This is a genomic window from Candidatus Pelagibacter sp. Uisw_094, from assembly GCF_047729535.1.
Classification (GTDB): Bacteria; Pseudomonadota; Alphaproteobacteria; order Pelagibacterales; family Pelagibacteraceae; genus Pelagibacter.
The window spans coordinates 911,941-925,101 of sequence record NZ_CP159823.1 but is presented as its reverse complement, the minus strand read 5'-3'; the positions used below and the strand labels follow the sequence as shown (position 1 = coordinate 925,101).

Sequence of the window (13,161 nt, the reverse complement as noted above, 5' to 3'; positions counted from 1 at the left end):
CTTTAAAGAACCAGACCTTTTAAAGTTTCTATGTATTCTTCAAATTCTTTTACAAAAGATTCAGTAGGCTTAATATTTTTTTTTCTCTGATCTATTGAAGTTTTTTCTAAAAGAAAAAAATTTTTTTCACATGCTTCATTAATTATTAGTGCAGATTTTGGTCTAGATGTTTTAAAAAGTTTTGTTTTAAGTTCTTCTACAGATAATTTTTCTTTATGTTTGTATGCTGACATAACTAATAACATCATGTGATAATGTGATGGTGATTTTCTAAAAAAATAATTGCTTGAAGTATGAGAGTGTTTCATTTGTTCTTCCCAAAAATTTAGTAAATCTTTTGTTTTTTGCATTTAAGCCCTCACCCTTGATTTTGTTGGATCGTAGAAAGGGAAGGGAACAACTTTTGCACCAATTCTTTTTTGGTGACCATCAAGTTTACCAATTTCAACTTCCGTTCCTATCTCGGCATATTTTACATCAATTTTACAAAGTGCAATATTTTTACCAAGTTTAGGTGATAACATTCCGCTAGTTATTATACCTACTTGTCCACGGCCTATATGAACACAATCTCCATTTACTGCTGGCTCATGGCCAATTAATTCTAAACCAACTAATTTTTTTTGTGGGTTAGCTTTTCTTTTAACCAACTCTTCTTTACCTATAAAATTATCTTCTTTGGTTTTTAGAGGAACGGTAAAACCAATTCCAGCTTCAAAAGGATCTGTTTGATCGTCAAATTCGTAACCATAAAAAATAAGACCAGCTTCTATACGAACCATATCTAAAGCCTCCAAACCTAATGGCGTAATATTAAATTCTTTTCCTGCTTCCCAAACTTCATCCCAAACTTCAGCAGCATCTTTTGGATTACACCATATTTCATATCCAAGTTCACCAGTGTAACCTGTTCTTGAAACAACAATCGGTGTACCTGTTTCATTATCTATTCTTGCGATATTAAATCTAAACCAATCTAGTTCAGTAATTGATGGCTGTATTGGAGGTGTCCATACAAATTTTTCTAAAATTTTTCTACTATTGGGTCCTTGAACTGCAATATTGTGAATATGATCTGTTGCAGATTTTATCCAAACTTTATAATTTTTCTTTTTAGCTTGTTCTTTTAGCCATTCACCACTGTATTCATCTCCACCAATCCATCTGAAGTTATCTTGGCCTAATTTAAACAATGTACCATCATCTAACATGCACCCATTTTCATAACACATTGCTGTATAAACAACCTGTCCTACAGATAATTTTTTAATATTTCTTGTAAGAGTATATTGCATTAAGTTTTCTGCATCTGGCCCTAGGATTTCAAACTTTCTAAGAGGTGATAAGTCAGTAGCTATCGCACTTTCTCTACAAGCTGTGTATTCTTTTATCGTACCAGAATTAGTAAAGTTATTTGCAAGCCAGAAACCTTTATATTCAACAAAGTTTCTTGTTAGTTCAGAGGTTTTTTTATGGAAACCTGTTTCTTGTGTTAATTTTGGTTCTGATTCTGTTTTCATTCTAAATGCAATTGCTTTTGAATATTTTTTTTCTTTAGGATAAGTCCTAACAAAAATATCAGTGGGATTCCAGCCATTTGCTCCATCAACGTCACATGGGCAAGCAGAAGACACGCATGTTAAGTCTTTTAAAGCTCTAAATAGAACATAGTCGCCGGGTCTTGACCAAGGCTCATCAAAAGAAGCAACATTATTTGCATCAATTGCTGTATTAAAAAAAAGATTTATAGCAGACCAGCCCTTTCGAGGATTAACATCATATTTTTTTAAACCTTTATTGAAGTTATCTGTACAATTAATATGACCCATATACCCCATGTCTTCATAATACTTGGATGTACAAGCAAGATTGAAAGTATCATGTCTTCCAACTGTATCTCTTACAACTTCAATCATAGCTTCATGATCACCATCATAAAACTTTGAAAATAATCCAGGACCTGGGTAAGCACCACCCATAAAAGTTCGTGTTGCTTTATCATCAATAATACTTTCAATGCCGTCATTTAATTTTTGTGTATCAAAAGCTAGAAAATCAGAGCATTGCCTTCCGCCTGGATCAATTATCTGAATATATTCACCAGCTTTTACCTCATAAGTTTCAGCAGTTCTTCTTTTTACAAGTTGTTCAATAATTGGATCACTAAGCGGATCTGGCAAAATAAATTGTTCATCTGTTTCAATAAATTTAGCTTTATTTAAAAAAATAGTTAAATCTGTAGGTGGATTTTGTTCATGGACATTCATTGCATCACCAGGTGCAGCAATCATTACAATACATTTATCTTTTGAGGTTAATGTTATTTTTTCACCCATAAAACAATCTTCACTAAAAACAATTGATGATTTAGCATTATTTAAATTAAGGTTTTTTTTCTTTAGCAGCTTTGAAATTTTTTCATCATTAGCAATAGTTTTTTTTGAAAAATCTGCATTAGCATTTTCTTTTAAATTTAAAATAGATAGATCTGATTTGCCTTTTGAATTAAAAACAATTATTTCACAAATTTGTCTTCCTTCTTCATTAATGATCTCTATTTTATCTTCTGGCAAAACTTCTATTATAGAAAGTCCACCACCTCTTACAAAATATCTTTCAACTCCAGGTGGTAATGTTCTTAGTCCAGGATTTCGTATATCGTTACTAGTATGCAGCATTGCCAGTATAAATTTAAATAATTTAACATTAACTTAATATAATCAAAGGCCATTGACTATAAATTTAATAAGTGAGAACATGCTTACTTAAACATTAATATTAAGGAGAGAGAATATAATGAAAAAAATAGTATCATTAATATCTGCCTTGGTAATTTCAGCAGTTAGTTTTGCTGGAGTATCTAATGCAGCAGATAGTAAAAAACCTATCGTTATTCCAACTCATAACTGGTCCAGCCAAATTGTAATGGCTCATGTTATTGGTGGAATTTTCGAAAGTATGGGAAATAATGTAAAATATGTAAATACAGACTCACAAGCAGTTTATGAAGCAATTCGTATCGGCGATGTAAGTTTATCTCATGAAGTGTGGGAATCTGCGTTTGGAAAATCATTTACTACAGCGCTAGACAAAGGTGGTTTAGTTGACTGGGGAGATCATGAAGCTCGAACGCTTGAAGATATGGGATATCCAAACTGGGTTACTGAAAAAGGATTATGTCCTGGTCTTCCAGACTGGACTGCATTAAAAAATCCAGCTTGTGCTAAAAACTTTACAACACCTGACTCAGGTGGAAAAGGACGAATGCTAGAAGGTCCGCAAAGTTGGCATGGAGATTTAATACCTCAAAGGGTTGATGCTTTAGGACTTGGAGATCTTTGGACTGTTAAATTTGCTGGAAGTGCAGATGCACTTTGGGCAGAACTTAAATCAGCTGAAAAAGAAGGAAGAGGAACTATAATATTCAACTGGACACCAAACTTTACAGATGGTGCTGGTTTTACTTTTATAGATTTCCCTCCATATTCAGCAGGTTGTAGACCAGAAGACGGTGGTGATGGAAAATGTGGTTCGCCAGATGGTTATTTGAAAAAGGCTGTAACTGCAGACTTTCCAAAAACACATCCAGCAGCAGCAGCGGCATTTAAAAAAATGTCATTCTCTACAAGTCACATTGGTGCAATGGCTGCTTTAGTTGACCTTGACAAATTGACTCATGAAGATGCAGCTAAAAAATGGTTAGCTGATAATAAGAGTGTTTGGCAAGCTTTTACTAAATAAGGGTAACAGTTAATAAATTGAAATCTCTCCCAACAATGTTGGGGGGGATTTTTTTTAAAGAATGTGCTTTCGCACAAATTCAAATTACGGACTTTTTAATTAAATGATAAAGTTTTTTTTATATATATCTATCAGTCTATTAGTTTTTAATTCTTCTTTTGCAAAAAATATAGACATACAAGAGGATATTAAAATTGGTTTTGTATGTGAATTAGAAAAGAAAATACTCAAGAACTCAGAATATAATTATAAAACTTTTTTAGCAAAAGATTTAGATAATCAAGATTTAGATAAATTAGAAATCGTTGCAAAGAGACCAGAAAAACTTTTGATTAATGGGTTATCATTGTTCCTCTCACAAACTGCAAAATTTGAAGTAAAAGTTGTAAATAAAGACATAGTTTTATTCAAAGCTTTTGATGAAAGAAAAAATTACTCAGAATCAGGTATAATTAACAGAAAATCAGGTGAATTAGTTCACGAAATTACAATAGGTATAAAAAGTGATAATCTTGAAAAAAATATTTCTTTTTACTTATGTAGCTAAATTTAAAAAAATGAAAAAATATTTATTTTATATAGCTTTAAGTTTTTTAGTTGCAACATCAGTATCAGCTCGAAAGACAGGTTGCGAAGGAAACTGTAAAGATGGCTTTGGTAAATGGACTTACACTGACAAAACAACATACGAAGGGAATTGGATTGGCACACAAAAACAAGGACAAGGAGTTGAGACTTGGCCTAATGGATATATTTATAAAGGTGAGTTTAAAAATAGTGTGTGGAGTGGAAAGGGTATTTTGACCTTTCCAAACGGTGCAACTTATGACGGGGAATGGGCTAATGGGTTTATGAATGGAGAGGGAACATTTACATGGTCCGATGGAAAAGAAAAAAAAGGAATTTGGAAAAATGGCAAATTTCAAGAATAGATAAAAATGTTACAAAATATATATTTAAATAAATTGAAGAAGATATCTGAGCCAGTTAGACAATTTGGAGGCCTTATCATCTTAATAATTATTGTAATTTTTTCCTTTGCTATCTTAAATAATATTTTTGGTGAGGGTGAAGAACTAATTGCTAAAATGAAAAAAGAAGAAGAAAGAATTGCAGAGACAAGAAAGCAAAATGAACTGATTTCAAGTTTGCCATCAGGAATTTTAGTATTTTATGATGGAACTGATCATTATAAGTTGTCTTTAGAGCAATATGAAAAAGTCTGCAACGCAACAAAGATTATTCCTCAGCGCGCAATTATGGGTGCCAATTTTTTGAATTTTAGAGCACATCATATTTATACTATTAATGGAAATAAAATTGATGAAACGTTTGTTAAATGGAATAAGGAAAATAATAAATGCTTTGCAGGTTTTACAGTTAGTGGAAATAATGTTGGGGTAGATGAAAAAATTACTGTTAAAGGAGAGGTTTTAAATTTTTTAAGTACTGGAATTGATACAAGAGTTTATTTTATTAAAAATTTTTAAGGAGAAAAACGATAAGTATAAATAATATAAAAAGTGTTTTTTATTTTTATTTCGTATAACTTATTAAAACATTATGACCGATACAGTAATCAAATGTGAATCTGTTTATAAAATTTTTGGAACAAATGCCAAAAAGATGCTTCAAGATGCAAATGGAAATGTAGATGCCAAAACATTTCAAGAAAACGGATGTATAGTGGGTGTGAATAATGCCTCTTTTGAAGTTTCAAAAGGTGAAATGTTAGTTGTGATGGGTTTATCAGGCTCAGGAAAATCAACATTGTTAAGATGTATTTCTAGATTAACAGATGCAACTGCTGGAAAGATTTTTATAGAAGGTCAAGACTTACTTTCATTAAATAACAAAGAACTGATTGAACTTAGAAGAAATAAAATGGGAATGGTATTTCAAAGTTTTGCTTTGCTTCCTCATAAAACAGTTGTGGAAAATATTGCTTTCCCACTTCAAATCAAAGGCATTAAAACTAAAGATAGCATCAATAAAGCAATGGAAATGGTAAAGCTTGTTGGTCTTGATGGTAGAGAAAATTATTTTCCAAGAGAACTTTCTGGTGGACAACAGCAAAGAGTAGGTATTGCTCGATCATTGGCTGTTGAACCTGATATTTGGTTTTTAGATGAACCATTTTCTGCATTAGATCCATTAATTAGAAAAGAGATGCAGGATGAATTTTTGAGACTCCAAGAAAAATTACAAAAAACAATTATGTTTATTACACACGACTTTGATGAAGCTTTAAAACTTGCTGACCGTATTGCAATAATGAAAGATGGTATAATTGAACAACTGGATACCCCAGCTAACATTGTGTTAAATCCTGCAACAGAATATGTAAAAAAATTTACTGAAGAAGTTCCTAGAGAGAAGGTTTTAAAAATAGAAGATGTGATGGATAAACCAAATAATGAAAATTTAAGTGATTTAAAAGTTTTAAGAAATGAAATAATTGAAAATGTTGCTGAAAAAATCTTAACTCAAGAAAAGTCCGTATCTGTAATTGATGAAAATAATCAAATTGTTGGCACCGTTCATCCATCAAAAATAATACATACAGTTTTTGGTGGAAAAAAAAATAATGATTAAAATATGGAATTATTAAAAAGATATCCAAAAGTATTCCAGTGGTTATTTTTGTTAATTGTTTTTTTTACTTTATATTTTGCAATTGATGTTCCAGAAACTTATAAATTTATTAGAGGCCAAGCAGAATTCATTAAAGATCCAAATCAAAGCACTTACACACTCTTTGGTGCAGAAGTAAGGTATTATGCATTTGATGTTTTTTGGAGACTACCTCCTTTACTTGGATGGTTACCTATATGGATAAATGATTCATTATTTTTTTTAATGAATGATTGGATGCCAATAGAATTTTGGAATGAAGACACCCAAGAATTTAAAACCCGACCTCTAGTTTTACAAATAACGAGAAATTTAACCTCATTTATAACATTTCTCATAGAATTAATTAGAGAGATTTTATTAGGTGGTGTTGAAACTATTGTTGCATTTACAAGTTGGGATTGGATAAGTGAAAATTCATGGGCAGAATTGCCAGGACTACCTTGGACAATTGTTGCAGCAGGTGCTGCAATACTTGGATATAAATTAAGTGGCAAAGGTTTAGCGCTATTCGCTGCTATAGTCATGATTTATATTTCTATTTTTGGTCAATGGAAACCTTCGATGCAAACACTTTCTTTTATATTGGTTGCAGCACCACTATCTTTTATTTTTGGTTTGAGCTTAGGGATCGCAGCATTCAAAAGTAAACGCGTGGAGAAAGCTTTATATCCAATACTTTTAGTTATGCAGACTATGCCTCAATATGCGGTATTGGTTCCTGCAATTGTTCTCTTTGGTGTTGGTGATCATGCTGGAGTAATCATAACTATGGTTGTAGCTGTCCCACCAATGATACTACTGACATTGTTAGGTCTCAGAGGAGTATCTCCTGAAGTTATTGAAGCTGGAAAAATGAGTGGATGTAATAATTTACAGCTTATGTTTAAAGTACTAATTCCAACTGCAAGAAGAGATATTTTGATTGGAGTGAATCAAGTTATCATGGTGTGCTTTTCTATGGCAGTAATTTCAGCGTTTATAGGAGCCAAAGGTTTAGGGTTTAATTTGTTATTAGCTTTAAATCAGTTGAATATCGGATTGGCATTAGAAGCAGGTTTATGTATTAGTTTAATTGCGATATTGCTAGATAAATTATCTTTAGCTTGGGCAAATAAACAAATAGATTATTTTGGTAACCTAACTTTTTTTCAGCGATATAAAAATACATTATTTTTTTCTGGTGCAATATTGATTGGAATCATATTTGCTTATGCAGGATCTTTTTATTTTAAAGAAGGTTTTAATTATTTATATGAAATTCCACATAACAAGGGAATATCAACAGCAGATTTTTGGAACAAAGGTGTTGATTGGATTTGGGATACTTTCTTTCAAACTTTAAAAATTTTTAATACATGGTTAATAGTAGATGTATTGCAGCCTATGCGTGCTTCTTATTTACGGATGCCTATTGTTGCAACATTTGTTTTGGTTATGGGTGCTGGATATATAATTGGAGGAATACGTTCAGCTTTTGTAGTAGGTGCTTTGACATTATTTATAGCATTAAGTCCGTGGTGGGACAGAGCTTTAGTTACTACATATATGGCAACTTTTGGAGTTATCTTATCTTGTGTAATTGGCTTTACTGTTGGAACTTTATGTTTTCAGAATAAGCAAACAACAAGTTTTATGTTGGGAGTCTGTGATATTTTTCAAACATTCCCTTCATTTGTATACTTAATTCCAGTAATGATGCTTTTTGGGGTTACAGATACATCGGTATTAATTGCAGTAGTTGTTTATGCAACTATACCTGCAACGAGATATACTATTGAAGGGTTGAGAAGTGTTCCAGCTTCATTGCATGATGCTGCTTCAATGTCAGGTGTAACAAAGATACAAAGATTGATGAAAATTGAATTCCCTTTAGCACTTCCTCACATGATGCTTGGTTTAAATCAAACAATTGTTTTTGCTTTATTTATGGTAATTATTGGAGCATTTATTGGAACTGAGGACTTAGGACAATATATTTTAAAAGCTATATCTGATAAAAAAGGTGCAGGTATTGGGTTAACGTTGGGTATTTGTGTTGCCTTTATAGGCTTAGTATTTGATCATTTAATTCGAACCTGGGTTGATCAAAGAAAAAAACATCTTGGTATAAATTAGTAAAGATATTCAAACTCAGAAAATGATCTATTGAAAAATTTCAAAAAATCATAATTCGTAATCTATTATTTTGGCTGATCTAAAAAAGTTTTCAATGAATCATCCATAGCAACTTCCCATTCTGTATGATGTTTCGGACCAATTGAACCAGTCACAGGTGAAGCAAAGGACTTATTTCTATAAGTCATTATATTTTCTACTTTATGATGTTCCCATTCTTTAAAAGTTTTTCTAATTAATTCAAAATCAATTTTTGGATAATCAGATAAATCGTGAAGTTCTTTTGTGTACTCTGTTTGGAAATCGATCATTTGATCTGCATTTTCTAACTTTTCTTCAAGAGATACCCATTTATTGATATCTTTTTCAATCTCTATGTCACTTGGAACTTTAATTTTTCCCATTATAATATCTCTTGCAAACCAAGCCTGACAATCAAACATATTGAAAGTATGAAATTGATCTTGCATACCTAGGTATATTAATTTGTGATTATTTTGCCAAACTACACCTTTATATAACTTTGGTGGATATAATCTGTTTCCTGTTTTTAATTTAAGATCTTCAGATATAAAAGGAAAATGATGGAGATATCCTGTACATAAAATTACAGCATCTGTTTCTTGTACATGACCGTCTTTAAATATTGCTTTATTACCTTCAAGTCTATCTAGGTGAAAAACTTCTTTCATTCCATCGGGCCATTTAAATCCCATTGGATTATGTCTATAGGCTATAGTTACACTTTTTGCCCCATACTTATGACACTGAAGAGCTACATCTTCAGCAGAATAGCTACTTCCTAAAACAACAACATTTTTATCTCGAAATTCTTCTGCATCTCTAAAATCATGAGAGTGCATTATTCTTCCAGGAAATGCCTTCATACCTGGATATTCTGGAATAAATGGAACTGAGAAATGACCAGTAGATACAATCACATAATCAAAAACATCTTTTGAAATTTTATCATTTTTTTTATCACGGTAAGTTACTTCAAAATTTTTACCATCATGAGACACATTACTAACAGAAGTATTAAATCTAATTTTAGATTTTAAATTTCCCTTTTTAACTCTACCTAAAATATAATCATACAAAACTTCTCTAGGTGGAAAAGATGGAATTGGTTTTCCAAAGTGTTCATCAAATGAATAATCAGCAAACTCTAGACATTCTTTAGGGCCGTTTGACCAAAGATATCTATACATACTGTTAGGTACAGGGTCGCCATATTGGTCAGAACCAGTTCTCCAACTGTAATTCCATAAGCCTCCCCAATCTTCTTGTTTATCAAAACAAACTATTTCAGGTATTTTTTCACCTTTTTTTTCAGCTTGCTCAAAAGATCTCAAAGCAGATAAACCACAAGGCCCAGCACCAATAATTGCTACTTTTGTCATAAAATCACCTCTCCCTAATAAATTTATAACTGTACTTTACCAACAAAATGCTAAAAATTAATATAAAAAAATACAGTATTATGAAAAAAATTATTATTATTGGTGCTGGAGCAATGGGGTCAGCATTCGCTGTGCCATGCCTTGAAAACCAGAATGAGGTAACACTTGTTGGCACACATTTAGAAGATGATTTAATAAATAAAATTCAATTAAATAATAATTTCCATCCAGCCTTAAATATTGAATTACCATCAAAATTGAAGGTAGAAAAATTTGAAAAATTACAATCAATACTTGAGGGTGAGGTAGATATAATTGTTGCTGGAGTTAGTTCTGTAGGAATTGAATGGTTTGTTAATCAAATATCAAAAAATTATAAAAAAAATACTCCCATTATTTTATTAACAAAAGGTTTAGCCATAGAAGGCAATGAATTAATAACACTTTCAGATAAAATTAAAAAACTTCTCAAGGAAAAGGGTCATGGAGAAGTAAATATTTCAGCAATCAAAGGACCTTGTTTAGCAGCAGGCCTTGCATATAAAATGAGAACAGGCACTGTTATCGCAAATCCAAATATTAAAGAAACAGAAAGATTAAAAAAAATTATATCAACAAATTATTATTCGACAGAAGTGTCAGATGATTTAACTGGCATTGAGTTATCGGGTGCAATTAAAAATATTTACTCAATGTTAATTGGAGCTTCAGAAGGATTAAGCAATTCAAAAGCACCTAAGGAAATTCAATCTAAATATTATTTAAATACATCAGCCTCATTAATCCATAGATCAATTTCTGAAATGGTTGAATTTGTTTCTTTCTATGGAGGAAGAGCAGAAACTGTTTATGGCTTAGCTGGTTTAGGTGATTTATATGTAAGTGCAATAGGGGGAAGAAATAGTTTAATGGGAAAATATTTAGGTGAAGGATATTTATATAAAGAAGCTAAAGAAAAATTTATGAAAAATATTACAGTAGAGGGTGCGCAACTTGCATTAGAAATTGGACCTAAAATTTTACAAGACCTTAATTCTAAACATTTTCCATTAATGTTTAGTATGCTAAACACTATATGTGAAAATAAGAAATTAGAAATTCAATGGTAAAAAATATATTAATATTTGTTTTTATAGTGCTTGGAATGGTAGTTATTCTAAATTTTAGTGATTATAATTTAAAAAGAGCTGTCGATGCCTGCCTAGCCGGAAGTCAAAAATTATCTAAATCAAAAATTACAGATCTTGAAGAAGCTAAAAAATTTTGTGAAGAAGAAATTAAAAAAAATAAAAATTAAAAAGAGACCAGTAAATGAAGTCAAATTGGAATTATCCAACAACCATGTGGGTTGGAAAGGATAGGATTAAAGATCTAAGTATTGCTTGCAAAAATTTAAACATTAATAAACCATTGTTAGTGACTGATAGTGGTCTTGCTAAATCAAAAATTGTAATCAATGTTCTAGAGAATTTAAAAGAAGGTGGTATTTCAGCTGAATTATATTCAGATGTTGTGGGTAATCCAACTGGCACCAATGTAACTAAGGGTGCTGATTATTATAATAAAAATAATTGTGATGGAGTAATAGCTTTTGGAGGGGGTAGTGGCTTAGATGTTGGTAAAGCTATTGCATTTATGTCAGGCCAAACCTTACCTATTTGGGATTTTGAGGATGTTGGTGATAATTGGACTAAAGCGAACTCTGACAAAATTGCACCAATTATTGCTGTACCAACAACTGCTGGAACAGGATCGGAAACAGGACGAGCATCTGTAATTTTAAATGAAGAAACCGGTGTAAAAAATATAATTTTTCATCCTAAATTTTTACCTTCAATAGTTATTTTAGATCCAGTATTAACACTTAGTTTGCCTGCAAAGATTACAGCTGCAACTGGTATGGACGCGCTAGCTCATAATTTGGAAGCATATTGTGCACCAGGATATCACCCAATGGCTGATGGAATCGCTTTAGAGGGTATGAGGCTAATTAATGAATGGTTATTTGAAGCATTTAACAATGGATCAAATATTGAAGCACGACAAAATATGTTAACAGCAGCAAGCATGGGATCAACAGCATTTCAAAAAGGGTTGGGGGCAATTCATTCATTAAGCCATCCAGTAAATGCTTTAAATAATATTCATCATGGTTTATCCAATGCGATATTTATGCCTTACGTATTAACTTTTAATAAAGATGCAATTGAAAAGAAAATAATAAAGATTTGTGATTATTTAGAACTTAAAGAAAGATCTTTTGATGGTTTTGTTAACTGGGTTTTAGATTTAAGAAAAAAACTAGATATGCCGCATAAATTATCAGAAGTGATTGATGAAAAGGATTTTGATATTGATAGATTGTCAAAAATGGCCTTAGCAGATCCATCTACTGAAGGAAATCCAAAAAAATTAACCGAAAATGATATGAAGATAATGTATCAGCACAGTATGAATGGTGAATTGTTTAAATGAATAATTTGAATATTTTAATTGTTGAAGGAAATATTAGAGAAGATAGTGAGTTTTTTATTAAAGCAGCTGGAAGTTCTGCAGCAGATAATTTAAAAAATTTAATTTTAAAGATAGAACCATCAGCAAATACAGAAATCATAAATCCTGGTCATGATGATGAGACAGCAAGTGCTCTAAAAAATATGAGTAAATATAATGGCATTGTGTTTACTGGTGGTGCAATGAGAATAAATGATATGACAGATGTCATTAAGAAACATATCAATTTTGCATCTAATTGCTTTAATCATAAAAATAAGATTTTAGCAATTTGTTGGGGATTACAAGTCTGCTCAACAGCAGCTGGGGGTAAAGTAAATCCTGGAAAAAATGGTGCTCATATTGGAATTGCATCAGATGTAATTATTAACAATGAAGGTGAAAAACACTTTATATACAAAGATAAAAAAAAAGTTTTTACCTCACCAGCATTCAATTTTGATGAAGTAAGTGAATTGCCAAAAAATACTACTCTTTTATCAAGTGACAAAGTTAACAATGTAATGGGTGTTAGCTTTAATGCAGGAAGCTCAGAAATTATCGGCTTACAATATCATCCTGATTATGAATATTTTCAGATGCTTAATCTTATTAATGGTCGTAAAGAGCGATTATTTGTAAATAAAAATTTTTTAACTGAAGAAGAGTATGAAAACCATGTCTCATATATAAAATCCAAAAATGAATTATTGAATTTCAATGATAGAACATGTGAAGTTAGAAATTGGCTAAATTATATAAAGAACTAATT

13 protein-coding genes are annotated in these 13,161 nt (G+C 31.3%); 10 read left to right on the top strand and 3 right to left on the bottom strand.

Going from position 1 to position 13,161, the window contains the following annotated elements:
- Nucleotides 1–2: 2 nt before the first annotated feature.
- Both ABXT72_RS05135 and ABXT72_RS05130 read right to left on the bottom strand, forming a co-directional pair.
- The gene (locus tag ABXT72_RS05135; protein ID WP_415277891.1) at nucleotides 3–350 is read right to left on the bottom strand and encodes a hypothetical protein; all 348 of its coding nucleotides are present in this window, start codon (nucleotides 348–350) and stop codon (nucleotides 3–5) included.
- Nucleotides 351–2,678, bottom strand: a complete 2,328-nt coding sequence (locus ABXT72_RS05130) for a DUF1989 domain-containing protein (RefSeq protein WP_415277890.1) — start codon at nucleotides 2,676–2,678, stop codon at nucleotides 351–353.
- Nucleotides 2,679–2,796: 118 nt separating this feature from the next.
- Here ABXT72_RS05130 and ABXT72_RS05125 point away from each other — a divergent pair, with 118 nt between their 5' ends.
- From ABXT72_RS05125 to ABXT72_RS05100, 6 genes are all read left to right on the top strand, one after another.
- Entirely contained in the window at nucleotides 2,797–3,741 is a 945-nt protein-coding gene (locus ABXT72_RS05125) for an ABC transporter substrate-binding protein (protein WP_415277889.1), read from the top strand.
- Between the two features lie 103 nt (nucleotides 3,742–3,844).
- The gene (locus ABXT72_RS05120; protein ID WP_415277888.1) at nucleotides 3,845–4,288 is read left to right on the top strand and encodes a hypothetical protein; all 444 of its coding nucleotides are present in this window, start codon (nucleotides 3,845–3,847) and stop codon (nucleotides 4,286–4,288) included.
- Between the two features lie 10 nt (nucleotides 4,289–4,298).
- Entirely contained in the window at nucleotides 4,299–4,673 is a 375-nt protein-coding gene (locus ABXT72_RS05115; protein ID WP_415277887.1) for a hypothetical protein, read from the top strand.
- A 6-nt stretch (nucleotides 4,674–4,679) separates the two neighbouring features.
- Complete coding sequence (locus ABXT72_RS05110; RefSeq protein WP_415277886.1) at nucleotides 4,680–5,231, top strand: hypothetical protein; 552 nt, start codon at nucleotides 4,680–4,682, stop codon at nucleotides 5,229–5,231.
- A gap of 73 nt (nucleotides 5,232–5,304) precedes the next feature.
- Nucleotides 5,305–6,336 (top strand): quaternary amine ABC transporter ATP-binding protein, encoded by a 1,032-nt coding sequence (locus ABXT72_RS05105; protein ID WP_415277885.1) that lies wholly within the window; start codon nucleotides 5,305–5,307, stop codon nucleotides 6,334–6,336.
- 3 nt (nucleotides 6,337–6,339) lie between these two features.
- Complete coding sequence (locus ABXT72_RS05100; protein ID WP_415277884.1) at nucleotides 6,340–8,493, top strand: ABC transporter permease; 2,154 nt, start codon at nucleotides 6,340–6,342, stop codon at nucleotides 8,491–8,493.
- Nucleotides 8,494–8,558: 65 nt separating this feature from the next.
- On the opposite strand, the gene ABXT72_RS05095 is transcribed toward ABXT72_RS05100, so the two are convergent.
- The gene (locus ABXT72_RS05095; protein WP_415277883.1) at nucleotides 8,559–9,896 is read right to left on the bottom strand and encodes an NAD(P)-binding domain-containing protein; all 1,338 of its coding nucleotides are present in this window, start codon (nucleotides 9,894–9,896) and stop codon (nucleotides 8,559–8,561) included.
- 80 nt (nucleotides 9,897–9,976) lie between these two features.
- On the opposite strand from ABXT72_RS05095, the gene ABXT72_RS05090 reads away from it, so the two are divergent.
- Genes ABXT72_RS05090 through ABXT72_RS05075 form a run of 4 tightly spaced genes read left to right on the top strand, consistent with a single transcriptional unit; the run spans nucleotide 9,977 to nucleotide 13,159 of the window.
- Nucleotides 9,977–11,005, top strand: coding sequence for a 2-dehydropantoate 2-reductase N-terminal domain-containing protein (locus ABXT72_RS05090; RefSeq protein WP_415277882.1), 1,029 nt, complete (start codon nucleotides 9,977–9,979; stop codon nucleotides 11,003–11,005).
- Nucleotides 10,999–11,193, top strand: coding sequence for a hypothetical protein (locus ABXT72_RS05085; RefSeq protein ID WP_415271419.1), 195 nt, complete (start codon nucleotides 10,999–11,001; stop codon nucleotides 11,191–11,193). The genes ABXT72_RS05090 and ABXT72_RS05085 overlap by 7 nt, the downstream gene beginning before the upstream one ends.
- Before the next feature lie 14 nt (nucleotides 11,194–11,207).
- On the top strand, nucleotides 11,208–12,371 hold the full coding sequence (locus ABXT72_RS05080) for an iron-containing alcohol dehydrogenase (protein ID WP_415277881.1): 1,164 nt from the start codon (nucleotides 11,208–11,210) through the stop codon (nucleotides 12,369–12,371).
- Nucleotides 12,368–13,159, top strand: a complete 792-nt coding sequence (locus ABXT72_RS05075; RefSeq protein WP_415277880.1) for a glutamine amidotransferase-related protein — start codon at nucleotides 12,368–12,370, stop codon at nucleotides 13,157–13,159. Before ABXT72_RS05080 ends, ABXT72_RS05075 begins: the two co-directional genes overlap by 4 nt.
- Nucleotides 13,160–13,161: the final 2 nt, after the last annotated feature.